The organism is Streptomyces sp. NBC_01003, from assembly GCF_045162695.1.
In the GTDB taxonomy this organism is placed as follows: Bacteria; Actinomycetota; Actinomycetes; order Streptomycetales; family Streptomycetaceae; genus Streptomyces.
This window is the reverse complement of sequence record NZ_CP108707.1, coordinates 4,074,197-4,097,353: the sequence shown is the minus strand read 5'-3', so window position 1 is coordinate 4,097,353 and position 23,157 is coordinate 4,074,197. Positions and strand designations below refer to the sequence as shown.

Here is a 23,157-nt window from a genome sequence, read left to right as displayed (position 1 = left end):
GCGGTCCGGAATTCGGGTGGCTCGTCGGTCGATTGCCAGGATGCACGGCGGGGGGAATCCGTGTGAAAAGTTATCCACAGGGGGTGGGCGTTAGTCGTATAAATCGCGCGGGAGGGGTGCGGGGCCGCACCGAAGAGTCCCGGAGGCGGGACTTCCCCCATGTGCAGCGGGTAACGTCGGGGCGTGCCCGCCGACCCACTGCACCGTGCCACGAACACGCAGCGCAGCACGACCAGCCCGCCGCCGAGCGGCCCGAGGGCGAGCGCGGTAGAGGTCCGCAGAAGCGCCCGGCGGCGCCGAACGGTCTCCGCGTATCGCGAGGGTGACCGGACCGTCGTCCTCATTCCGGCCCGTATGTCGGAGGCCGAGGAGAAGCGCTGGGTCAACGTCATGCTCGACAAGCTGGCCGCGCAGGAGAGCAAACGGGTCCTGGGGGACGCGGAGCTCGCCGAGCGGGCGGAGCGGCTGTCCGAGCAGTGCTTCGATGGCCGGGCCCGCCCCACGTCCGTGCGCTGGGTGACGAATCAGAACACGCGCTGGGGGTCGTGCACGCCGTCCGAGGGCAGCATCCGGCTGTCGCACCGGCTGCAGGGGATGCCTGAGTACGTCGTCGACTACGTACTCGTACACGAGTTGGCGCATCTGCTGGTGCCGGGGCACGGGCCGCGGTTCTGGCGTCTCCTTGAGGCGTATCCGCGCACGGAGCGGGCGCGGGGCTATCTCGAGGGTGTTGTCGCGGCCGACCGGCTGCCACCGCACCTGCCGGCCGCTCGCGAGGAGTGAGCGCCCAGGAGTGACCGCCCACGAGTGGCTCTCATGAGCGACCGCCTTGGAGTGACTGACCGAGCCGTCACCCTCTTCTGAGCTTCCGGCGTCCAGGTCTGACTGTCCGTCGCCCCTTCGCTGATTCCGCCCGCCGCGTGCCCGTTGTGTACCAGGGCTGTACCGGCTGCCGCCGCTGTCAGCGATTGCGGTTAGCCTGACGCGACGTATTCACCTTCGGGATGGGGGACGGTCGTTACGCATGGCCAGGGAATTCCAACGCGGCCACAAGGCCAAGATCAGTGACCTCACCGCGGGCACCGATCTGTACGTAGGCGTGCAGATCACGGGTCCCGGGCTGACCTTCGACATCAGCTGCTTCGGTCTTGACGCCGACGAACGGCTCTCGGACGACCGGTATTTCGTCTTCTTCAATCAGCCGAAATCGCCCGAGGAGTCGATTCAGCTTCTCGGTGCGCAGGCCGGCGACAGCGAGTCCTTCCGCGTCACCCTCGACCGGATCCCGGCGAACATCCAGAAGCTGTCGTTCACCGCGACGATCGACGGCGCCGGGCAGATGTCGCAGATCGCCCCCGGATACGTACGGATCGTCGCGGGCGGCGAGGAGGTCGCCCGCTATTCGTTCAACGGCACGGAGTTCTCGACCGAACGTGCCGTGATGCTGGGCGACTTCTACCTGAAGGACGTCTGGCGGTTCGCGGCCGTCGGGCAGGGGTTCGACGGCGGACTCGACGCGCTGCTGAAGAACTTCGGAGGTGAGGTCGCCGACGAGGAGCCCGCTGCCGCTCCGCCCCAGCAGCAGGCCGGTGCACCGTCGTTCGCGCCGCCCGGGCAGGCCACGGCGCCACCGGCGTTCGGCGCGCCCGCGCCCGCCCCGGCCCCGCAGCCCGCCCAGCAGGGCTACGCGCCGCCGCAAGGAGCCACGCCGCCGCCAGCGCCCGCCCCGGCCCCGCCGTCGGTGCACGCGGCGCCGACGATCGTCGCACCGCTGGCCACGCCGCCCGGCGCCATGCAGCCGCCGGCCGCGCCCACCCCGCACGCGCCGCCCATCGGACAGGTGCCCGGTCAGACCGCGCCCCCGCCCCCGGGCTACGGGCAGCCGACCGCGCCTCCCGGCTACGGACAGCAGCCCCAGGCGCCGACCCCGCCTCCGGGCTACGGGCAGCCGACTCCGCCTCCCGGTTACGGGCAGCAGCCGCCCGGTCAGTTCCCCGGTCAGCAGGGTGCCCCGTCGCCGTACGGGGCACCTCAGGGTGCGCCGCAGGGCGGAGGCGCTGCCGGTGTGGCCGCCGCGCTCTCGGCGTTCCGCGAGGCGCCCACCGGTCAGCGGTGGACCCTGCAGAACAAGAAGCTGATCCGCGTCGACCTCGGCGCCGGCGGCGACCAGCCGGTGCTCGCCCGTCAGGGCAGCATGGTGCTCTACCAGGGCAAGGTCGAGTTCAGCTACAAGGGCGCGGGCTTCGCCGGCCGGATCGTGGGCAACGCGACCGGCCAGGAGATGCAGCTGATGCGCTGCACCGGCCGAGGCCAGGTCTTCCTCGCGGAGGAGGCCACGCATCTGCACCCCATCGAGCTCCAGGGCGACGCGATCTGCGTATCCGCGGAGAACGTTCTGGCGTTCGACGAGAGCCTCCAGCACGAGGTGCGCAGGATCGAGGGGCACGGCATTCCCGGCGGCGCCCTGTTCGTCATGCAGTTCCAGGGCACGGGCACGGTCGTCGTCAAGACGCACGGCACGCCCGTCGTGCTGCCCGTGACGCCGACGACGTTCGCCGACTGCAACGCGGTCGTCGCCTGGTCGGCCGCCGCGCAGGCGATCGTGTCCAGCCAGGTGCGCATGCGCTACAACGCCTACCCGGGACACAGCGGAGAGAGCGTGAACCTCCAGTTCCGGGGTGCGCCAGGGAACTTCATCGTCGTCCAGCCGTTCGAGGTCTGAGGGAGCCCGTCATGAACCAGCCGCTCGCGGGTTACGCCCCGACCCCGGTAGCCGCCCGCATGGAGAACCACGGCGCCAACATGCTCAAGGTCGCCATGCAGACCGGCAACGACCTCCTCGCGCGCGTGGGCTCGATGGTCGCCTACGAAGGGTTCGTCCAGTACGAGCCCAACCCGCCCGCCGTCCGCCAGATCGCCCGCGACTGGATGACCGGCGAGGGCGCGCCCCTGATGAAGGCCACCGGAGACGGCATCCTCTACCTCGCCGACTACGGCGCCGAGATTGTCGTCATCAACCTCGGTGGCGACTCGATCTCGGTGAACGGCACGAACCTGCTCGCCTTCGACGCGCACCTCCAGTGGGGCGTCGAGCGCGTCAAGGGCCTCGCCAAGTTCGCCGGACAGGGCCTGTGGAACATCAAGATCTCCGGGCAGGGCTATGTCGCCCTCACGTCCCGGGGCACCCCCATCGTCGTCGACTGCGGCCGCGGCGAGGACGAGACGTACGTCGACCCGGACGCGTTGATCGCCTGGTCCCCGAACCTCAAGGTGAAGGGCAAGCGCAGCTTCAAGGCCGGCTCGCTCATCGGGCGCGGCAGCGGCGAGGCCTACCAGATGGGCTTCTCCGGGGAAGGCATTGTCGTCGTACAGCCCAGTGAGGACAGCACCGACCGCCTCCGAGTCCGGGGCTGAGGGGGAACGGAACACCATGCAGAGCCCGCTTTTCGCGCACTCCGAGCAGCAGACCCAGGAGCGCTACACCGTCCAGAACCCGCAGCTGCTGCGGGTGACCCTGGAAGGCCACGACGACATCCTCGCCCGCAAGGGCGCCATGGTCGCCTACCAGGGCCTTGTCGAGTTCGACGGCGAGATCCAGACCTCCGGTCAGCGGCGCGCCCGCGCCAACACCGGTGAGGGCCTCGACCTGATGCGCTGCCACGGGCAGGGCACCGTCTACCTCGCCAACCTCGCCCAGTTCATCCACGTGGTGGAGGTCGAGCAGGACGGCCTGACCGTGGACAGCAGCTATGTCCTCGCGCTCGACTCCTCGCTCAGCTACCAGGTCGTCGCCGTCGACAGCCAGTACGGCATCTCCGGCTCCGGCAAGTACCAGCTCAACATCACCGGGCGCGGCAAGGTCGCCCTGATGACGTCGGGGCAGCCGCTGATGCTCCAGGTCACCCCGGACCGGTACGTCAACGCCGACGCGGACGCGATCGTCGCCTGGTCGAACGGCCTGCGCGTGCAGATGCAGGCCCAGACGCACTCCTCCGGAGTGTGGCGGCGCCGCGGCAACACGGGTGAGGGCTGGGAGCTCAGCTTCATGGGCCAGGGCTACGCCCTCGTGCAGCCCAGCGAGCTGCTGCCCCCGCAGAACGCGGTGATCGGCCAGGGCCTCGGCGCCCAGTACGGCATGGGGCAGCAGGGTGCCCGCGGCCAGAACCAGGGCAACGTCTGGAGCTGACCCACAGGGCGGCCATGTGTCCTGAATGACCATGTGCTGTGTGACATGTGTAAGGGGCGGCCACCTCGGTGGCCGCCCCTTACACATGCCCGCTCACAGTCGGGCGCGCGTCGCCTCCACCAGGCGCACGACGGAGTCGTCCGCCACGCCCGCGACCTCGTCGTACGAGAACCAGCGCAGGTCGAGCGACTCGTCGCTGATGGCGGCCACCGCGTCGGCGGGAGCGACAGCCGCGTACTGCGTGTCGAGATGCCGTGTGCACGGGCCCGGGATCGGATGCCGGTCGAGCCGCACGGGGCCGCCCGGCAGGAGCGTCAAGCCGGGGATGCCGGACTCCTCGGTCGCCTCCCGCAGCGCGGCGTCCGCGAGCGTCAGGTCACCCGGCTCGCAGTGGCCGCCCATCTGCAGCCACATCCGGAGCTTCTTGTGCAGCGTGAGCAGCACCCGCCCGCGGGACGGGTCGATGACCAGCGCGCTCGCCGTCAGATGACCGTCCGTGCAGGCCTTCCACATGCCGTCCTCGGGATGGGCGGACAGGTGGTCCAGGTAGGCCTGGCGCAGCTCGGGCTGGCCCTCGTAGGCCTTCAGTACGAGGACTGCGTCGTCGTGCAGCGTCACTTGCCCTCGTCGTCCTTGGAGCCGTCGGAGTCGTCCTTGGAGCTGTCCGCGGGACCGTCGCCCTTGGAGTCGCCCTCCTTGGAGAGGTTCGGCTTGTCCAGGCCACCGCTCGCCGCCTCGCCGAGCATCTTGTCGATCTCGGAGAAGTCCAGCTGCTCGCGGTGCACGAAGCCGTCCGGGTCGTCCAGGTCCGAAGCCGTCGGCAGCATGTCCGGGTGCGCCCACAGGCCGTCGCGCCCGTCCACACCGCGCGCGTCCGTCAGCGAGGCCCACAGTCGCGAGGCGTCCCGCAGGCGGCGCGGGCGCAGCTCCAGACCGATCAGCGTGGCGAACGTCTGCTCGGCGGGGCCCCCGGTCGCCCGGCGGCGGCGCAGCGTCTCACGGAGCGCGTCGGCCGACGACAGGCGCGGTTTCGCGGCCGCGTGGACCACGGCGTCGACCCAGCCCTCGACGAGCGCGAGAGCGGTCTCCAGGCGGGCCAGGGCGGCCTTCTGCTCCGGAGTGTCCTCCGGCTGGAACATGCCCTGCTGAAGCGCCTCCTGCAGCTGCTCCGGGTTCTGCGGGTCGAGCTGGCCGACCGCGTCCTCCAGCTTCGCCGTGTCGACCTTGATGCCGCGCGCGTACCCCTCGACCGCGCCGAACAGGTGCGAGCGCAGCCACGGCACATGCGAGAAGAGCCGCTGGTGGGCGGCCTCGCGCAGCGCCAAGTAGAGCCGCACCTCCTCCTTGGGGATGCCGAGGTCCTTGCCGAACGCCTCGATGTTCACCGGCAGGAGCGCCGCCTTGCCGGCGGGGCCGAGCGGCAGACCGATGTCGGTCGAGCCGACGACCTCGCCCGCGAGGACGCCCACGGCCTGCCCGATCTGCGAGCCGAACATGGCGCCGCCCATGGAGCGCATCATCCCGATGAGCGGGCCCGCCATGGCCTGCATCTCCTCGGGAAGGACATCGCCCATGGCCAGGCCGACACGCTCGGCGACCGGGTCGACGAGTTCCTTCCACACCGGGAGGGTCGCCTCGACCCACTCGGCGCGGCTCCACGCCACCGCGGACCCGGCGCCCGAGGGCAGCGACGTCGCGTCGTCGAGCCACAGGTCGGCCAGGCGCACGGCCTCCTCGACCTGCGAACGCTCGGCGGGGCCGACACTCGCGTCCTTGGTGCCGTCGGCGGTGCCCTGGGAGACCGTCTGACGCGCGATGTCCTTGGCCATCTCCCAGTTCACCGGGCCGCCCTCGTACGAGAGCATCTGGCCGAGCTGCTGGAAGGCGGCCCCCAGGTCATTGGGGTTCAGGGAACCGAACATCGCGGCGAAGGGATTGTCCCCGCCGCCCATGCCGGGCATTCCTCCGAAACCGAAGGGGTTGGCAGGTCCCTGACCGCCACCGCCCTGCTGATCCTTCTTCTTGCCCTCGTCGCCGTCGTCCGGCTCCTCCGGCGGAAGGCCGAATCCGAATGGGGTGTCACTCACGGGGTTCCTCGGCTGGTAAGGCCACCGGTTCTGTCCCGGCGGCGTTTGCCCGACTACACACCCAGCGTAGACACCGTGACGCGATCGGGCCTCGGTGCTCCGCCGACTCACGGCCTGCGGCAGGATGGATGCCTCCTGGTACGTACGCGTCGTACACGTACGTACTGAATACAACCGCTGGAGACGCCCGGTGAGTTCCCCAGATCCGCAGGTTCGCGCAGCGCGAAACCCTTCGACCAGTTCCGGAGCGCGCGGCCCCGTCGTCGCGGTCACCGGTGCCGCCTCCGGCGTCGGCGCGCTCCTTACCGAGCGACTCGCCGCATCCGACGAGATCAAGCAGGTCCTGGCCATCGACGAGCGGCGCGGTGAGTGCACGTCCGCGACGTGGCACATCCTGGACGTGCGCGACCCGGCGATCGCCGAGAAGCTGCGCGGCGCGGACGTCGTCGTGCACCTCGCGCTCGACCTCGACCTGGAGACCGACCCCGCCGCCCGTACGGCGTACAACGTGCGAGGCACCCAGACGGTGCTCACCGCCGCGGCCGCCGCCGGAGTCCACCGTGTCGTCCTGTGCACCTCGGCGATGGTCTACGGAGCGCTCGAGGACAACGAGCTGCCCCTCTCCGAGGACGCCGAACTGCGCGCGACCGCGGAGGCCACCGGCGTCGGCGACCTCCTGGAGGTCGAGCGGCTCGCCCGCCGCGCGCCGCGCGCCCACCCCGGACTCAACGTGACCGTGGTCCGCCCCGCCACCCTCGTCGGCGGCACCGACACCGCCCTGACCAGGTACTTCGAGTCGCCGCGGCTCCTCGTCGTGGCGGGATCCCGGCCCGCCTGGCAGTTCTGCCACGTCGAGGACCTGTGCAGCGCCCTGGAATACGCCGTCCTGGAGAAGGTCGAAGGGGAACTCGCCGTCGGCTGCGACGGCTGGCTGGAGCAGGAGGAGGTCGAGGAGCTCAGCGGGATCCGCCGCATGGAGCTGCCCTCCGCGGTCGCCCTGGGCGCCGCGGCCCGGCTTCACCGGATCGGGCTCACACCGTCCCCCGCCGGCGACCTCGCGTACACGATGTACCCCTGGGTGGTCAGCGTGAGCCGGCTGCACGACGCCGGATGGCGCCCGCAGTGGACCAACGAGGAGGTCCTCGCCGAACTCCTCGAGGAGGTCTCGGGACGGCACACCGTCGCGGGCCGCCGCCTCGGACGCAAGGACGCGACCGCGGCCGGAGCGGCCGGAGCCACCGTCGCCCTGCTCGGCGCGGCCGCCGTCGTGCGCCGGGCCCGCAAGGCCAGGCGCAGGATCTGACAGCCCGCCCCGGCCGGCACCCGGACCGGCCCGCCCTGTAGGAGGCTCCAACCCACTACGCACGCGTGCCGGTGGAAAGCGCTATTCCGTGCCGGTGGCCGCGTACGGCACGATGACCTCATGGCACGCACCACGAACGACCACCCCGGAGAGCAGTCGGCGCACGACCCCATCCGGCTCATCGCGATCCGCGACACGCCCTTGTCCGTGGACGAGGTGTTCCGGGCCGTCGGGGAGGACGCGGCGGGCGGCACGGCGCTGTTCGTGGGGACGGTGCGCAATCACGACGGTGGCGCCGACGTCGACGCGCTCGGGTACTCGTGCCACCCCTCCGCCGAGATCGAGATGCGGACCGTCGCCGAGAAGGTCGTCGCCCAGTTCCCGGTGCGCGCCCTCGCGGCCGTCCACCGAGTGGGCGATCTGGCGGTCGGCGACATCGCGGTCGTCGTCGCCGTGTCCTGTCCGCACCGCGGAGAGGCCTTCGAGGCCTGCCGCAAGCTGATCGACGACCTCAAGCACGAGGTGCCCATCTGGAAGCACCAGAAGTTCTCGGACGGCACCGAGGAGTGGGTCGGCGCCTGCTGACCTCCCGGAGCCGGGCCACGATCGTCGCCTTCGGCCACACGGGCGGTTCCGGTTGCGTAACCGCACCCCTGCGGCGAGCGTTGACCCAGCAGATGGTTAATCTGCTGATCAGTCAGTTGCGGTGGCTCACGGGGTCGGAGGTTCGGCATGGCGGCGCTCTTGTGGCTGCTCATTCCGCTTGTCGCAGCGGTCGGCGCCGGTCTGTGGGGCAGCTGGGCCGCACGGAACCGCAGGACCGGTGACGTGTCGGAGCTCAACGGGTACGTCCGATTCCGCGAGGCCATGGAACGGTCGCACACCGGCACGGAGACGGACCCCCTCGACCCCGAGGCGGAGGCGCTGCCCCCGGTCGAGTCCCGGACGGACGCCCCAGCGGTGCACTGACAGGCCGGTCCCGTACTGTCGTTCCATGCCACGCCGCACCGCGACGATGCTCGCCTCGACCCTGATGCTGATCGCGCTGCTCTGCGCGGGAGTGCTCATCAAAGTTCCGTACGCCGAGATGACCCCGGGACCGACGGTCAACACGCTCGGGGACCACGACGGCGAGCCGGTGCTCCAGATCTCCGGCCGGAAGACGTACCCGACGACCGGTCACCTCAACATGACGACGGTCCGGGTCACGAGCGCCGACTACAACATGAACCTCGTCTCGGCGGTCTACGGCTGGCTCGCGCACGACAGCATCGTCGTGCCGCACGCCACGCTCTACCCCGACGGCAAGACCGAGCAGCAGTCCTCGCAGGAGAACGCCGAGGAGTTCAGCCAGTCCCAGGAGAGCGCCAAGGTCGCCGCCCTGGACGAGCTGAAGATCCCCGTGAAGTCCTGGGTGATCGTCCAGTCGGTCATCAAGGGCAGCCCCTCCGAGGGCCGGCTGCACGCGGGTGACGTGATCAAGGCCGTCGACGGCGTCAAGGTCGAGAAGCCGGCCGACGTCGCGAAGCTCGTCACCAAGCACAAGCCGGGCGAGGACGTCTCCTTCACGATCGTGCCCGTCAAGGACGCGGCCGCCGCCGAGAAGGAGGGCAAGCAGCCCACCCGCACGCAGAACGTCACGGTCACCACGGAGAAGGCCAAGGACGGCCGCGCGATCGTCGGCATCCAGGCCGGAACCGATCACACGTTCCCGTTCGCCATCGACATCAAGCTCGCCGACGTCGGCGGCCCCAGCGCCGGACTGATGTTCGCGCTCGGCATCGTCGACAAGCTGACGCCCGAGGACCTCACCGGCGGCAGGTTCGTGGCCGGCACGGGCACCATCGACGACGACGGCAAGGTCGGCCCGATCGGCGGCATCCAGATGAAGACCGTCGGCGCCCGCGGCAAGGGCGCGCGCTACTTCCTGACCCCCAAGGACAACTGCGCCGAGGCGGCCAAGGACGTTCCGGGCGGACTCACCCTCGTCAAGGTCAACACCATCGACGACGCGATGAACGCCCTCAAGGACATCCGCTCGGGCAACACCGCCGACCTGCCGAAGTGCACGGTCAAGGGGTGACACGAGGTTCATGAAGGGGGGCGCCGCACACTGTGCGGCGCCCCCTCTCGTTGCGGTGCGGGTGCTACTCGGCGAACGTCGCCGCGAGGGCCTCGGCCAGGCCCGGGACCAGGTCCGACCCGGTGAGGACATCGTTGGGGGAGTCCTTCTCGCGCAGGCGCAGCGCCGACTCGCGCGCACCGTCACGCAGTACTGCGACCGTCATCCGGACCTCCTGACGGCCCGGGTGCTTCGCCACCCAGTCGGCGAGCTGGGCCTCACCGAGCCCCTCCGGAACGGACGCCTCCGCGGACGGCGGCAGCATCAGCCGCTCCACCGTCAGGGCGCAGCCGACGACCGCGTCGGGCCAGGCGATGGTGCCGAGGAACTCGTCGAGCGCCTTGTCGGCGGGCACCTCGTCCTGCTCGATCGGGGTGAAGGCCGCGGCCTCCTCCTCGCCGTCCAGGCCGAGCTGGGCCGCGAGGCCGGGTTCCTGGGCCCGCAGGCGGGCGGTGTCGACGAGGGCGAAGAGGCGGGCGGGCTGGTCCCAGCCGAGGCCGGAGGCGTACTCGTCGATCTCGAGTACGGCCCGGGTGAGGGGGCTGGCTGCCATGGGAGTGTTGGACATGGTCACAATCCTGCCTCGTTAGTACCCGGAACCGGGAACTGAGTAAAGCGTGAGTAAGTTGCATAGGTGATGGGTCCGCGATCACGGGGGCCTGACCGATCGATTTCGAACTTTTCGAGGTGCGCACCTTGGCTTTCCAGATGCCGGACCGCGGCGGAGGCCCGACGGGGCCACGGATGAGAGTGGGCCGACCGTCCCGGCGCGTCCGTTCCCTGCTCATGACGCTCGGCGTCCTTGCCGCACTGGGCATGGCGTTCGTCATGTTCGCAGGGTTCTGGACCGACTGGCTCTGGTACCGATCGGTCAACTACTCGTCCGTTTTCACGACCACCCTGTGGACGAAGATCGGGCTGTTCTTCGTCTTCGGACTGCTGATGGCGATCGCCGTCGGTCTGAACGTCTGGCTCGCGCACCGGCTGCGGCCCCCGCTGAGCGCCATGTCGATGGAGCAGCAGAGCCTCGACCGGTACCGCATGAGCATCGCGCCCTACAAGAAGTGGCTGCTGCTCGGCATCACGGCCCTGGTCGGCCTCATCGCGGGCGCCTCAGCCGCCACCCAGTGGCGCACGTGGCTGATGTGGGTGAACGGCGTGCCGTTCCACCAGAAGGACCCCCAGTTCCACCTCGACGTGGCCTTCTACGCGTTCGACCTGCCGTGGTACCGGTTCCTGCTCGGCTTCGGCTTCGCGGCGACGATCCTCTCCCTGATCGCGGCCGCGCTGACCCACTACCTGTACGGCGGGCTGCGGATCACCAGCCCGGGCGCGCGCGCCACCGCCGCGGCCACCGGTCATCTCTCCGTGCTGCTCGGCGTGTTCGTGACCCTCAAGGCGGTCGCGTACTGGCTCGACCGGTACGGGCTCGCGGTGAAGTCCAGCGACTTCAAGGCGACGGACAACTGGACGGGCCTGCGGTACGTCGACGCGAACGCGTATCTGCCGGCCAAGACCATCCTGTTCTGCATCGCCGCGATCTGTGCCGTGCTGTTCTTCGCGACGCTGTGGCGGCGTACCTGGCAGCTGCCCGTCATCGGCTTCGGCCTGATGGTGCTCTCCGCGATCCTGATCGGCGGCCTGTACCCGGCCATCGTCCAGAAGTTCCAGGTCCAGCCGAACGAGCAGTCCAAGGAAGCCCCGTACATCGAGAAGAACATCGAGGCGACCCGCAAGGCGTACGGGATCGCCGGGGTGTCCCCGGTGGACTACACCGGCAAGGGCACGGTCAAGGACTCCAAGCAGCAGCGCACGGACGCCGACTCTGCGGCCAGCTACCGGGTCAACGATCCGAACGTGGTCTCGCCGACGTTCCAGCAGCTGGAGCAGGAGCGGAAGTACTACCAGTTCCCGAAGACCCTCGACGTCGACCGTTACAAGGGCCAGGACACCGTCATCGGCCTGCGCGAGCTCAACCTCGCGGGCGTCGAGAAGCGGAACTGGATCAACGACCACTTCACCTACACGCACGGCTTCGGAGCGGTCGCGGCCAAGGGCACGCAGACCGACCCGGACTCCCCGGGCGCACCCCTGTTCACCGAGTCGGGCCTGCCCGCCGGCGGGACCCTGGGCTCGTACCAGCAGCGGATCTACTACGGCGAGAAGACCCGCCAGTACTCGATCGTCGGCGGGCCCCAGAAGGAGCTCGACTACGAGCAGGACGACGGCACCCAGAAGACCACGAGCTACAGCGGCAAGGGCGGCGTCAGCCTCTCCAACCCGATCAACCGCGCCGCGTACGCGGTCTCCTTCAGCGAGCCGCAGATCCTGTACTCGGGAGCCATCGGCGACGGCTCGAAGATCCTGTACAACCGCACGCCCAAGGAGCGCGTCGAGGCGGTCGCCCCCTGGCTGACCATCGACGGCGACGCGTACCCGGCGATCGTCAAGGGCAAGATCCAGTGGGTCGTCGACGCGTACACGACGTCGAACGGATACCCGTACGCGTCCCGTACGACGCTCGGTGACACGACGGCAGACTCCCTCAACGAGGGTGACAACCAGCGCGCGGTGGTGGCCCAGCAGAACCAGGTCAACTACATCCGCAACTCGGTGAAGGCCACCGTCGACGCCTACGACGGCACGGTGAAGCTGTACACGTGGGACGACAAGGACCCGGTCCTCAAGACCTGGAAGAAGGCGTTCCCCGGCACGGTCGAGCCCAAGAGCGCGATCCCGCAGGAGCTCAAGGACCATCTGCGGTATCCGCAGGACATGTTCAAGGTGCAGCGCGAGCTGCTGTCCCTGTACCACGTCACGGACTCCGACCAGTTCTACAACGCGTCCGACGCGTGGCAGGTCCCGAACGACCCGACGAAGAAGGACAACAGCGCGGTCCCGCCGTACTACCTGTCCATGAAGATGCCGGGCCAGAACGACCAGCAGTTCTCGCTGACGACGACGTTCACCCCGAGCGGGCGCCCCAACCTGCGCGCGTTCATGGCGGTCGACGCCGATGCCACCAGCAAGGACTACGGCACGATAAGACTGCTGCGGGTCACCGAGGACAAGGTGTACGGCCCGGAACAGGTGCAGAACAAGCTCAACTCCCTGTCGTCCGTGGCGAACTTCGTCCGCGACATGAAGGGCGCCGACTCGACGGTCCTGTACGGCAATCTGCTGACGGTGCCACTCGACAAGGGCTTCCTCTACGTCGAACCGATCTACGCACAGGGCCGCAACGCGGAGTACCCGCTGCTGCGCAAGGTCGCGGTCTCCTACGGCGACAGAACCGGATTCGCCGACAACCTCGGGGACGCGCTGAACCAGGCGTTCGGCGTGGACGGCGCGCAGCCGGCCGAGCCGGAGAAGCCCGGTGGCGACACGACGAAGCCACCGGAGAACTCCACGGTCAAGGAAGCCCTTGCGGACGCGGAGAAGGCCTTCGAGGAGGGCCAGGCCGCCATGAAGAAGGGCGACCTGCACGCCTACGCCGACGCGCAGGACAAGCTGGAGGATGCCCTCAAGCGCGCCGACAAGGCACAGTCCGCGGCCGACAAGGCGGCCGGCGACGGCAAGGGCGCCGACAAGTCCGGCGACAAGAGCGCTGATCAGAGCGCCGACAAGGACACCAGCAAGAACAGTGGGGGCTCGAGCAGCTGAGCGAAGACCCACCTCGCGCCGTGGTACGGTTTGAACACAACGGCGCGGGGTGGAGCAGCTCGGTAGCTCGCTGGGCTCATAACCCAGAGGTCGCAGGTTCAAATCCTGTCCCCGCTACTGAAGACGAAGGCCCGGATCCTGATCTTTCAGGATCCGGGCCTTCGTCGTGTGCGCTGGAACCGTCCGTCCGTGCGAAGCGTGCCACTCCCGGGGGTAGTTGAGGTTTTTGTGTTTCACTTATCTCTCTGTGGGCATGTCGACAAAACGCTGAAGTGACCTCACTGGCTGCGGTATACCAGGTGTACCCAGGTTGCAGGTGGTGCGACGATGGACGTTATGGGGGACAAGGCAACTCTGTTGGATACAGGGCGGTTTGTGCAGCCGGCCGACCGGGAGGAACCCGGGGCGGCCGCCGAGGAAGCACGTCATCGGCCGGCCGCCGAGTCCGGCGACGTCGAGGCGATGAGTGTCCTCGGAGCCATGCTGCTGCGCCGCGGTGACCTCGACGGAGCCGAGCCCCAGCTGCGCGCTGCCACCGCCGCGGGCGACCGCGCCGCCGCCAACAACCTCGGCGTCCTGCTGCACCAGCGCGGATACGCGGACGAGGCCGCCGGCTGGTGGCGCATCGCCGCCGTCGCCGGATCCGCCCCCGCCGCGCACGCCCTCGGCCGCCACCACCGCGAGCGCGGCGACGAGCCCGCCGCCGAGTACTGGCTGCGGCAGTCCGCCGAACAGGGCCACGCCCTCGGCGCGTACGCGCTCGCCGACCTCCTCGAACACCGCAGCGACGTCGGCGCCGAGCGCTGGATGCGCGCCGCCGCCGAGCACGGCCACCGCGAGGCGGCCTACCGGCTCGCCCGCACCCTCGACCGGCGCGCCGCGCAGGAGCGCCCCGAGGGAGCGCTCCGTGGTGCGCCCGCGCCCGCCGACGACGAGAGCGGTGCCCCCGGCGGCGCGACCGCGACCGGCACCCGCAGGAAGCTGCCCGCGGCCGCGGAGGCGGAGCAGTGGTACCGGCAGGCCGCCGCGCGCGGACACCGCCGGGCCGCCCTGCACCTCGGCGCGATCCTGGAGAAGCGCGGCGAGCTCAAGGAGGCCGGCCGCTGGTACCTGAACTCCGCGAAGGACGGCGAGCCCCGGGCCGCCTGCGCGCTCGGCTTCCTGCTGCGCGACGCCGGTGACGAGGAGAGCGCAGGGGTCTGGTGGCTGCGCGCCGCCCAGGAGGGCGATGGCAACGCTGCCAACGCGCTCGGCGCCCTGCACGCCCAGCGCGGCGAGACCCAGACCGCCGAGCGCTGGTACCGCGCGGCCATGGACGCGGGCGACATCAACGGCGCGTACAACCTCGGCCTGCTCTGCGCCGAGCAGGGCCGCACCGCGCAGGCCGACCAGTGGTACCGGCGTGCCGCGTACGCGGGCCACCGCGAGGCGGCGAACGCGCTGGCCGTGCTGCTCCTCCAGGGCGGCGACGCGGCGGGCGCCGAGCCGTGGTTCTCCAAGGCTGCCGAGGCGGGCAGCGTGGACGCCGCCTTCAACCTCGGCATCCTGTACGCCGGCCGGGACGACGAGGTCGCCGCCCTCCAGTGGTACGAGCGGGCCGCGGCGGGCGGGCACACCGAGGCCGCGCTCCAGGCCGGGATCGCCCGGCTGCGGGACGGCGACGAGCGGGGTGCCGAGCGGCATCTGCGGTGCGCCGCCGGCGGGGGCAGCGCCGAGGGCGCGTACCGCCTGGCCACGGTCCTCGACGCGCGGCAGCCCCCGGTCGGGCCGCCCGCGCTCGGCGAGTGCGTCAGTGAGCGCGCCGAGTGCGAGGAGTGGTACGAGCGGGCCGCCGAGCAGGGGCACCGGCGCGCGCAGGTGCGGGTCGGCATGCTGGCCGCGGCGCGGGGCGACATCGTCTGCGCGGCGCGCTGGTACCGCGAGGCCGCGGAGGCGGGCTCGCGCAACGGCGCCTTCAACCTCGGGCTGTTGCTCGCCCGCGAGGGGAGCGAGCCGGAGGCCGCGCTGTGGTGGACGCGTGCCGCCGACGCCGGGCACGGGCGCGCGGCGCTGCGGCTCGCGCTGCTGTGCGCCCGCCGCGGCGACCTCGTCGAAGGGCAGCGATGGGCGCACCGGGCCGTGGAGCTCGGTCCGGCCGAGGTGTCCGAGCGGGCCGGGCGACTGCGGGACGCGCTGCGGTCGGAGCTGTCCGCGTAGCGGAGGCACAGGGGGGTGTGGCGGGGCCTCGACCGGTCCCCGCCACCACTCCCGTCAGACCCTCATTTCGCCCCCGCAGGCCAGGCGCCGGAAGGGATTTGCGCTGGTCGGGGGCGTTCACGTAGAGTCGTGTTTACCGACGCGGGGTGGAGCAGCTCGGTAGCTCGCTGGGCTCATAACCCAGAGGTCGCAGGTTCAAATCCTGTCCCCGCTACTGAAGGCCTGAGGCCCGGAACCATTGGTTCCGGGCCTCAGCTCTGTTTCGGGCCGGGTGAGCCCGGCGTCACGGCTTGTGGCCCACCGCCTCCCCGTACAGCGCCCGGTCCACGACCTTGTCCTCCGGCAGCGGGTCCCCCTTGGAGACGCCCGCCGCGCGGTAGGCGGCCTGGAGCCGGTCCGTCGTGCCCGCCCTGATCTCCCAGTCCATGCGCAGCGACGGCGTCGACTCCAGTACGGCCTTGTCGGTCTTCAGGAGCCCGGCGAGGCCGTCGACGAACGCCGGGTCCTTCTTGTAGTCGCCCGCGAAGTACGTGTTCACCGTGCGGATGTACGCGCGCAGGAACGCGACCCCGGCGTCCGGGTCCTCCTTGAGGAGCTTCGGGCCGAACAGGAGACCGCCCAGGGGTTCGCCGAGCGGCTGGCCGCCCAGGAACGCGAACCGCTTGTCGCCGTCGACCTTGCGCCACACCGGGTCGAGCAGCCAGGCCGAGTCGACCCCGCCGTTCTGAAGCGCGGTCAGCACGTCGGCCGAGCCGAGCTGCTGGAACTGGATCTTGTCGAGCCCGCCGCCGTGCTTCTTCAGCGCCTTGTCCATGGGGTACGAGATGACCGAGCCCTTGCCGATCATCGTGCCGAGCCTGCGCCCCGCCATCGGGACGTGGTCCGGGCTCTGCCCCTTCTTCAGACGCACCCACATACCGCTCTTGGACTTCGGGTCGGGGGAGAAGTTCCCGGCGACCCACTTGATGTCGAAGCCGCCGCTGATGCCGTTCATCACCGCGGCCTCGGGCGCCGCCCACTGCGCGTCGATGTCCCCCTTGGCCAGTAGCGGGAGCGCGTCAGGGGTCGGCAGGACCTTCAGGGTGACGTCGAGGCCCTCCTTCGTGAACTCGCCCTTCTGCACGGCGAGTTCGAGCGGGGCCACGTACTCGGCGCTCAGGGTGCCGGTCGCGATGGTGAGCTTGCGGGTCTTGGCGAGCTTCACCGGGGCCGGGGAGCCCTTGTCGCAGCGGGCGGGTGCGCGGTCCGCGGCCAGGTCCGACGGATCGGTCCAGCCGTTCTTCCCGCAGCCCGCCACCGCCTTGACCGTGCGGGGCTTCGCGGCCGTGTCCGACGAGGAGGTGCTGCCGCCGCCGCAGCCGGCCGAGGTGAACAGGACGCCGGTCGCGAGCAGGGTCGTACAGACGAGTCTGGTGCGCATGGATTCTCCGTACGGGAAGGGGCGGTGGAGGTCAGGACTGGCCGCGGCCGCGGTCGCGCGGCGCCCACGGAGTGAGCAGCCGGCCCGCGATGCGCACCAGTTCGGAGAAGACGACGCCGAGCACGGCGACGCAGACGATGCCGACGAACATCACGTCGTTCTGGAAGAGGGCACGGGCGTCGAAGATCAGGTGGCCGAGGCCGTTCGTGGCCGCGATCTGCTCGGAGGCGACGATCACGAGGACCGCGACGCCGGCGGCTATGCGGGCGCCGACCAGGACCGCGGGCAGCGACGCCGGAAGCAGGACGTGCCGGAACATCTGCCACGGAGAGGCGCCGAAGACCTGCCCGGCGTCCCGGTGGCCGGAGGGGACGGCGAGCACCGCCGCCATCGTGGAGATCCAGACGAAGAAGAAGACGGTCGTGGCGACCAGCGCGATCTGCGGGCCCTCGCCGAGGCCGAACATGTTCAGGAAGACCGGCAGCAGGGCCAGCTTCGGGACGACGTAGAGCGCGTCCAGCATCGGTTCGAGGGCGGCGCGCACCACGGAGAGCGAGCCCATCAGGAGGCCTAGGGCGTATCCGGTGACGGTGCCGATCGCGTATCCGGCGAGTACGCGCTTGAGGGTGGCCCACACGTCCGGCCACAGGTCGCCGTCCGCGGCGCGGTGCCAGCCGTCGACGAGGATCGTGGACGGCGCCGGGTAGACGCGGTCGTCGATCCACGCCTGGGTGGCGGCGAGCTGCCACAGCAGGACCAGGACGAGGGGGACGGCGACGGCGAGCGAGAGTTCGAGGGCGCGGCGCCTGCGGTGGGTGCGGGCGGGGTGCAGCTCCTGCGGGCCCGGCCGTCTGACCAGGAGCGTCGTGTCTTCCTTCGGGGCGGTCGTCGTCATGCCGGGACCACCTCGTCGCGGCGTACCTCGCCCCGCAGCAGATCCCACAACTCGCCCTTCAGCGCGGTGAATTCGGGCGTCGAGCGGATGTCGCCGGTGCGCGGCCGGGCGAACGGCGGGCGGCGCTCGGCGATGATGCGGCCCGGCCGTGCCGACATCACGAGGACGCGGTCGCCGAGCACGATCGCCTCTTCCAGGCTGTGGGTGATGAAGAGGGTGGTGGTGCGGGTGGTCTGGGTGAGGTCGAGGAGCTCGTCCTGGAGGATCGTGCGCAGCTGGGCGTCGAGGGCCGCGAACGGCTCGTCCATGAGGAGGATCTCGGGCTCGACGGCGAGCGCGCGGGCGATGGCGACGCGCTGGCGCATGCCGCCGGACAGCGCGGCCGGATAGGCGTCGGCGAAGTCGGCGAGGCCCATGCGGGTGAGCCAGTCGGTGGCGCGGGCGTCGGCCTCGCGGCGGGGGACCTTCTGGATGTCGAGGCCGAAGCGGACGTTGGCCAGGACCGTCTTCCAGTCGTAGATCCCGTAGTCCTGGAAGATCATCGCGGCGGGGCGGTCGCTGTCCGTGCGGATGGCCAGCTCGCCCGCGGTGGGGCGCAGCAGGCCGGCGGCGATGCGCAGGAGGGTGGACTTCCCGCAGCCGGAGGGACCGACTACGCAGGTGAACTCGCCGGGGGCGATGGTGAGGTCGAGGGGGCCGAGGGCCGCCACCGTGCGGTGGCCTCGGCCGAAGGACCGGGTGAGTGTGCGGGCCTGGAGTTTGGGGTGCGGCTCTCCCACGGTTTTCCTCCCGGGGTGCGGTGGAGGTGGGCGCCGCCGACGATATGACGGGTCGTCAGATTGGGGAAGGGGGCGGGTTGTTGAGATACGGACCAAAAGGGAGCGCCAGGGGGCTCGGTGAAGAGGGGTGCGCGAAGAGGGGTACGCGAAGAGGGGTACGCGAAGAGGGGTACGCGAAGAGGGCCCGCACCGTCCGGTGCGGGCCCTCTTCGGGAAGGGTGGTGTGCGCTACGCCGACGCGCAGTTCGGGCAGACGCCCCGGTACGTCACCTCGACGTCCGAGACCGTGAAGCCGAAGCGCTCGGAGTCGGGGAGGTCGGTGAGCGGGTTGCCGCTCGGGTGCACGTCCCGGATCGCGCCGCACCGGGCGCAGACCAGGTGCTGGTGCGGGCGGTGTGCGTTCGGGTCGTAGCGCTTGGCGCGTTTGTCCGTGGCGACCTCGATGACCTCACCGAGGGAGACCATCTCGCCGAGCGTGTTGTAGACGGTCGCCCGGGAGATCTCGGGGAGTTTGGCGACGGCGAGCGAATGCACCTCGTCGGCCGTCAGATGGACATGGTCGCCGTCGAGGACCTCGGCCACGACGCGCCGCTGCGCGGTCATACGCCAGCCGCGTCCGCGCAGTCGTTCCAACAGGTCACTCATGAGGGTCAGCCTAACAGGCGGAGGGACCAGGTCCCGAACGGGTGTGACTTTGGAAGCTAGCTTGACTTAGACAGTGTCCATTGTAGGATCGAAACCGGCTTTGGCCAAGGGACAGGACTTGCAGCAGATGAGGGCGCGGCAACAGCCGCTCCAGTGGAGCCGGTGCTTGCACCGGGGCAGGAGGCGCACGTGACGTCGCAGGGACCGCTCACCACGGAGGCCGGCGCGCCGGTCGCCGACAACCAGAACAGTGAGACCGCGGGCGTCGGCGGGCCTGTACTGGTCCAGGACCAGGCGCTGCTCGAGAAGCTCGCGCACTTCAACCGCGAGCGCATCCCGGAGCGCATCGTGCACGCCCGCGGCGCCGGTGCGTACGGCACGTTCACGCTGACCCGGGACGTCTCGCAGTGGACGCGGGCCAAGTTCCTCTCCGAGGTCGGCAAGCAGACCGAGACGTTCCTGCGGTTCTCCACCGTCGCGGGCAGCCTCGGCTCCGCGGACGCCGTGCGTGACCCCCGTGGCTTCGCGCTGAAGTTCTACACCGAGGAGGGGAACTACGACCTCGTCGGCAACAACACCCCGGTGTTCTTCATCAAGGACGCCATCAAGTTCCCCGACTTCATCCACACGCAGAAGCGCGACCCGTACACGGGCTCGCAGGAGGCCGACAACGTGTGGGACTTCTGGGGCCTGAGCCCCGAGTCGACGCACCAGGTCACCTGGCTCTTCGGCGACCGCGGCATCCCGGCGACGCTGCGCCACATGAACGGGTACGGCTCGCACACGTACCAGTGGAACAACGAGGCCGGCGAGGTCTTCTGGGTCAAGTACCACTTCAAGACCGACCAGGGGATCAAGAACCTCACGGCCGACGAGGCCGCGAAGCTCGCCGGTGAGGACCCGGACTCGCACCAGCGCGACCTGCGCGAGGCCATCGAGCGCGGCGAGTTCCCGTCCTGGACCGTGCAGGTGCAGATCATGCCGGCGGCCGACGCGGCGACCTACCGCTTCAACCCGTTCGACCTCACCAAGGTGTGGCCGCACGAGGACTACCCGGCGATCGAGATCGGCAAGCTGGAGCTCAACCGCAACCCGGAGAACATCTTCGCCGAGGTCGAGCAGAGCATCTTCTCGCCGGCGCACTTCGTGCCGGGCATCGGCCCGTCGCCCGACAAGATGCTCCAGGGCCGCCTCTTCGCGTACGGGGACGCGCACCGCTACCGCGTCGGTATCAACGCCGACCACCTGCCGGTGAACCGCCCGCACGCCACCGAGGCGCGCACCAACTCCCGTGACGGCTTCCTGTACGACGGCCGCCACCAGGGCGCGAAGAACTACGAGCCGAACTCCTTCGGCGGCCCGTTCCAGACGGACCGGCCGCTGTGGGTGTCGACACCCGTCGCCGGCGGCACCGGCAACCACGAGGCCCCCTCGCACGCCGAGGACAACGACTTCGTGCAGGCGGGCAACCTTTACCGCCTGATGTCCGAGGACGAGAAGGCCCGTCTGATCGAGAACCTCGCGGGCAACATCGCGGGCGTCTCCCGCGACGACATCGCCGAGCGCGCGATCGGCAACTTCCGCCAGGCGGACGGTGACTTCGGCAAGCGCCTCGAGGCCGCGGTCCAGGCCCTTCGCGGCTGACCGGGACGCTTGACGCAGGCAGAGGGCCGGCTCCCATCGGGGGCCGGCCCTCTTGTTCGCGTACAGCGGTGCCGTACGCGGATCAGCTCACCAGCGTCGTCGACGCGCGGCGGGCCGGGGCCCAGCAGCGGATGATGTCGCGGACCGACACGATCCCGACCGGCTCCGTGTCGTCGAGCACGATGAGATGCCGGAAGCCGCCGTGCGACATGGCCTCGGCAGCCTCCTGGAGCGTCCACGCCGGGGCGGCGAAGACGACGTCGGTCGTGGTGTGGGTGCCGGCGATCTCGTGGTCCGGGTTCTGGCCGAGGCCGAGTGAGTTGAGGATGTCGCGCTCGGTCAGAATGCCGATCCCGCAGGTGTCGGGGTCGAGGACGACCGCCGCGCCGACGCGGCGCTCGGACATCAGCCGGGCCGACCTGCGGAGTGTGTGGGTGGGGCCGATGGTGAGGACCACCGTGCTCATGGCGTCGCGGACGAGCATGGGCGTGAGCCACCTCCTTGGTGAATCCGCGACCTCCGGGATGCCGAAGGATTGCCTCCGGTCCCGACCTGGAGAACGGATTCACAAGTTCACAAGTGGGGGGACTCTCAGAGTCGCAGCCGTTCGGGCCGTCAACAAGGGGGCGCGGAAGGTCCGTTGTGCCGCTACGGAGCTTCCGCGCGCCGTAGCGGCGCGACGCTCACGTCTGCAGGTAGCTCAGCAGCTCGCCGTGGAGCAGGCCGTTCGACGCCGCCGCGTTGCCGCTGTGCGGACCGTGGCGCCCGTCGAGGCCGGTGAAGACGCCGCCCGCCTCCGTCACGATGATCGCGTTCGCCGCCATGTCCCACAGGGAGAGCTCGGGCTCCGCCGCCATGTCGACCGCGCCCTCGGCGACCATCATGTACGGCCAGAAGTCGCCGTATCCGCGCGTGCGCCACACCGCGCGCGTGAGGTCGAGGAAGCCGTCGAGCCGGCCCTGCTCCTCCCAGCCGCTCAGTGAGGAGTACGCGAAGGAGGCGTCCGCGAGACGTCCGACCTTGGAGACGTGCAGGCGCGAGGCCGACGTCAGGCTGCGGCCCGTGTATGCGCCCGCGCCCTTCGCCGCCCACCAGCGGCGGCCGAGAGCCGGCGCGGAGACGACGCCGACCACCGGCTGGTAGCCGCCCTCGCCCGCCTCCATCAGCGAGATGAGCGTCGCCCAGACCGGCACGCCCCGTACGTAGTTCTTGGTGCCGTCGATCGGGTCGATGACCCAGCGGCGCGGGCCCGTCCCCTCGATCCCGTACTCCTCGCCGAGGATCGCGTCCCGCGGCCGTGCCCGCTTCAGCTGACCGCGGATGAGCTCCTCCGCGGCCTTGTCGGCCTCGCTCACCGGCGTCATGTCCGGCTTGGTCTCGACCTTCAGGTCGAGGGCCTTGAACCGGTCCATGGTCGCGGCGTCGGCGGCGTCCGCGAGGACGTGGGCGAGACGCAGATCATCGTGATAGTCGGGCATGGGTGAACAGTATCGATCGAGGTCGGTCCGGGGCCACAGGGCGCCGGGCCCGGCGGTCCGCGAGGGCTATTGACAGGGCACGCGGGCGCGTCAACCCTGGCGGTTGAGCCGCTACGGCGTGGGGAGGCGACGATGCCCACAGCGCGGGAGTCCTTGCTGGACGCGGCCGGTACGGCGCTGGCCGGGCGCCCCTGGCCCCTGGTGCGGATGATCGACGTGGCGGCCGTCGCCGGGGTGTCCCGGCAGACCCTCTACAACGAGTTCGGCAGCAAGGACGGGCTCGCGCGCGCCCTGGTCCGACGCGAGGCCGACGCCTATCTGGCGGGCGTCGACCGGGCCCTGAAGGAGGCCGGGATCGAGGCCGTCGCCGAGTGGACCGTCACCGCGGCCGGCTCCAGCGCGCTCGTACGGGCCGTGCTCACCGGCTGCTGGGGAGAGCGGCTGCCGGCCCCGGCGCTCGCCGGGGCGCCCTCGTCGTCCACCGTGCCCGCGCAGCGCCGGGCCGATGGGCCGCTCCCCGGCCCCGGCGACCTGGTGAAGCTGGTCCGCGAGCGGGCCGCGGCCACGTTCCGTTCGGCGGGGCGGCCGCGGGCGGAGGCGGACCATCTGGCCCGCGACTGCGAACTGGCCGTCCGGCTCGCCCTGTCCTGTCTGCTCGCTGCGCCGGGCGACGGTGGGTTGGGGCGCCTCCTGAGGGAGGCGCTGGGGAACCGGCGCCGGGACGCCACCGCCTGAAGTG

21 protein-coding genes and 2 tRNA genes are annotated in these 23,157 nt (G+C 70.6%); 14 read left to right on the top strand and 9 right to left on the bottom strand.

All coding sequences use genetic code 11. The features are described from left to right. Positions 1–183: 183 nt before the first annotated feature. The 4 genes from OG698_RS18645 to OG698_RS18630 all read left to right on the top strand — a co-directional run bounded on the left by OG698_RS18645 (position 184) and on the right by OG698_RS18630 (position 4,186). A complete protein-coding gene (locus tag OG698_RS18645; protein ID WP_406104161.1) occupies positions 184–783 on the top strand; it encodes a M48 family metallopeptidase in 600 nt (199 codons plus the stop codon). A 241-nt stretch (positions 784–1,024) separates the two neighbouring features. Next, positions 1,025–2,722 (top strand): TerD family protein, encoded by a 1,698-nt coding sequence (locus OG698_RS18640; protein ID WP_406104159.1) that lies wholly within the window; start codon positions 1,025–1,027, stop codon positions 2,720–2,722. 11 nt (positions 2,723–2,733) lie between these two features. Beyond that, positions 2,734–3,414: an AIM24 family protein gene (locus OG698_RS18635; RefSeq protein ID WP_100596677.1), complete on the top strand. Its 681-nt coding sequence runs from the start codon at positions 2,734–2,736 to the stop codon at positions 3,412–3,414. 16 nt (positions 3,415–3,430) lie between these two features. Beyond that, positions 3,431–4,186 (top strand): AIM24 family protein, encoded by a 756-nt coding sequence (locus OG698_RS18630; RefSeq protein WP_100596678.1) that lies wholly within the window; start codon positions 3,431–3,433, stop codon positions 4,184–4,186. A gap of 93 nt (positions 4,187–4,279) precedes the next feature. Here OG698_RS18630 and OG698_RS18625 read toward each other — a convergent pair whose 3' ends face one another. Together OG698_RS18625 and OG698_RS18620 are read right to left on the bottom strand one after the other, a co-directional pair. After that, the gene (locus tag OG698_RS18625; protein WP_399969782.1) at positions 4,280–4,804 is read right to left on the bottom strand and encodes an NUDIX hydrolase; all 525 of its coding nucleotides are present in this window, start codon (positions 4,802–4,804) and stop codon (positions 4,280–4,282) included. Further along, positions 4,801–6,273 (bottom strand): zinc-dependent metalloprotease, encoded by a 1,473-nt coding sequence (locus OG698_RS18620; RefSeq protein ID WP_406104156.1) that lies wholly within the window; start codon positions 6,271–6,273, stop codon positions 4,801–4,803. Before OG698_RS18620 ends, OG698_RS18625 begins: the two co-directional genes overlap by 4 nt. Before the next feature lie 190 nt (positions 6,274–6,463). Here OG698_RS18620 and OG698_RS18615 point away from each other — a divergent pair, with 190 nt between their 5' ends. The 4 genes from OG698_RS18615 (at position 6,464) to OG698_RS18600 (ending at position 9,659) form a co-directional block, all read left to right on the top strand. Then, a complete protein-coding gene (locus OG698_RS18615; protein ID WP_399969779.1) occupies positions 6,464–7,576 on the top strand; it encodes an SDR family oxidoreductase in 1,113 nt (370 codons plus the stop codon). Positions 7,577–7,696: 120 nt separating this feature from the next. Beyond that, positions 7,697–8,161: a molybdenum cofactor biosynthesis protein MoaE gene (locus OG698_RS18610; protein ID WP_399969777.1), complete on the top strand. Its 465-nt coding sequence runs from the start codon at positions 7,697–7,699 to the stop codon at positions 8,159–8,161. A gap of 147 nt (positions 8,162–8,308) precedes the next feature. After that, positions 8,309–8,545: a hypothetical protein gene (locus tag OG698_RS18605; RefSeq protein WP_406111750.1), complete on the top strand. Its 237-nt coding sequence runs from the start codon at positions 8,309–8,311 to the stop codon at positions 8,543–8,545. A 25-nt stretch (positions 8,546–8,570) separates the two neighbouring features. Further along, positions 8,571–9,659 (top strand): PDZ domain-containing protein, encoded by a 1,089-nt coding sequence (locus OG698_RS18600; RefSeq protein ID WP_399969775.1) that lies wholly within the window; start codon positions 8,571–8,573, stop codon positions 9,657–9,659. Positions 9,660–9,723: 64 nt separating this feature from the next. Here OG698_RS18600 and OG698_RS18595 read toward each other — a convergent pair whose 3' ends face one another. After that, complete coding sequence (locus tag OG698_RS18595; RefSeq protein ID WP_399969773.1) at positions 9,724–10,266, bottom strand: PPA1309 family protein; 543 nt, start codon at positions 10,264–10,266, stop codon at positions 9,724–9,726. A gap of 140 nt (positions 10,267–10,406) precedes the next feature. Between OG698_RS18595 and OG698_RS18590 the strand changes: the two genes are divergently transcribed. The 4 genes from OG698_RS18590 to OG698_RS18575 all read left to right on the top strand — a co-directional run bounded on the left by OG698_RS18590 (position 10,407) and on the right by OG698_RS18575 (position 15,771). After that, the gene (locus tag OG698_RS18590) at positions 10,407–13,361 is read left to right on the top strand and encodes a UPF0182 family protein (RefSeq protein WP_406111139.1); all 2,955 of its coding nucleotides are present in this window, start codon (positions 10,407–10,409) and stop codon (positions 13,359–13,361) included. A 43-nt stretch (positions 13,362–13,404) separates the two neighbouring features. After that, positions 13,405–13,478 (top strand) — tRNA-Met (locus tag OG698_RS18585). Between the two features lie 210 nt (positions 13,479–13,688). Further along, positions 13,689–15,557 carry a sel1 repeat family protein gene (locus OG698_RS18580; RefSeq protein ID WP_406104154.1) on the top strand — a complete coding sequence of 623 codons (1,869 nt, stop codon included), beginning with the start codon at positions 13,689–13,691 and terminating at the stop codon, positions 15,555–15,557. A 140-nt stretch (positions 15,558–15,697) separates the two neighbouring features. Then, a tRNA-Met gene (locus OG698_RS18575) sits at positions 15,698–15,771 on the top strand. 69 nt (positions 15,772–15,840) lie between these two features. On the opposite strand, the gene OG698_RS18570 is transcribed toward OG698_RS18575, so the two are convergent. From OG698_RS18570 to OG698_RS18555, 4 genes are all read right to left on the bottom strand, one after another. Then, positions 15,841–16,977, bottom strand: a complete 1,137-nt coding sequence (locus OG698_RS18570; RefSeq protein WP_406104152.1) for an ABC transporter substrate-binding protein — start codon at positions 16,975–16,977, stop codon at positions 15,841–15,843. Between the two features lie 31 nt (positions 16,978–17,008). Further along, the gene (locus OG698_RS18565) at positions 17,009–17,872 is read right to left on the bottom strand and encodes an ABC transporter permease (protein ID WP_406104150.1); all 864 of its coding nucleotides are present in this window, start codon (positions 17,870–17,872) and stop codon (positions 17,009–17,011) included. After that, positions 17,869–18,651, bottom strand: coding sequence for an ABC transporter ATP-binding protein (locus OG698_RS18560; protein ID WP_329570501.1), 783 nt, complete (start codon positions 18,649–18,651; stop codon positions 17,869–17,871). The genes OG698_RS18565 and OG698_RS18560 overlap by 4 nt, the downstream gene beginning before the upstream one ends. A 228-nt stretch (positions 18,652–18,879) precedes the next feature. After that, complete coding sequence (locus tag OG698_RS18555; protein WP_329570499.1) at positions 18,880–19,296, bottom strand: Fur family transcriptional regulator; 417 nt, start codon at positions 19,294–19,296, stop codon at positions 18,880–18,882. A 162-nt stretch (positions 19,297–19,458) separates the two neighbouring features. Here OG698_RS18555 and OG698_RS18550 point away from each other — a divergent pair, with 162 nt between their 5' ends. Continuing rightward, positions 19,459–20,940, top strand: a complete 1,482-nt coding sequence (locus OG698_RS18550; protein ID WP_406104148.1) for a catalase — start codon at positions 19,459–19,461, stop codon at positions 20,938–20,940. An 82-nt stretch (positions 20,941–21,022) separates the two neighbouring features. Here OG698_RS18550 and OG698_RS18545 read toward each other — a convergent pair whose 3' ends face one another. After that, complete coding sequence (locus OG698_RS18545; protein ID WP_406104146.1) at positions 21,023–21,424, bottom strand: cyclic nucleotide-binding/CBS domain-containing protein; 402 nt, start codon at positions 21,422–21,424, stop codon at positions 21,023–21,025. A gap of 199 nt (positions 21,425–21,623) precedes the next feature. Then, the gene (gene hisN / locus OG698_RS18540) at positions 21,624–22,418 is read right to left on the bottom strand and encodes a histidinol-phosphatase (RefSeq protein ID WP_100595971.1); all 795 of its coding nucleotides are present in this window, start codon (positions 22,416–22,418) and stop codon (positions 21,624–21,626) included. Between the two features lie 132 nt (positions 22,419–22,550). Here hisN and OG698_RS18535 point away from each other — a divergent pair, with 132 nt between their 5' ends. Beyond that, entirely contained in the window at positions 22,551–23,153 is a 603-nt protein-coding gene (locus tag OG698_RS18535; RefSeq protein WP_406104144.1) for a TetR/AcrR family transcriptional regulator, read from the top strand. Positions 23,154–23,157 lie beyond the last annotated feature (4 nt).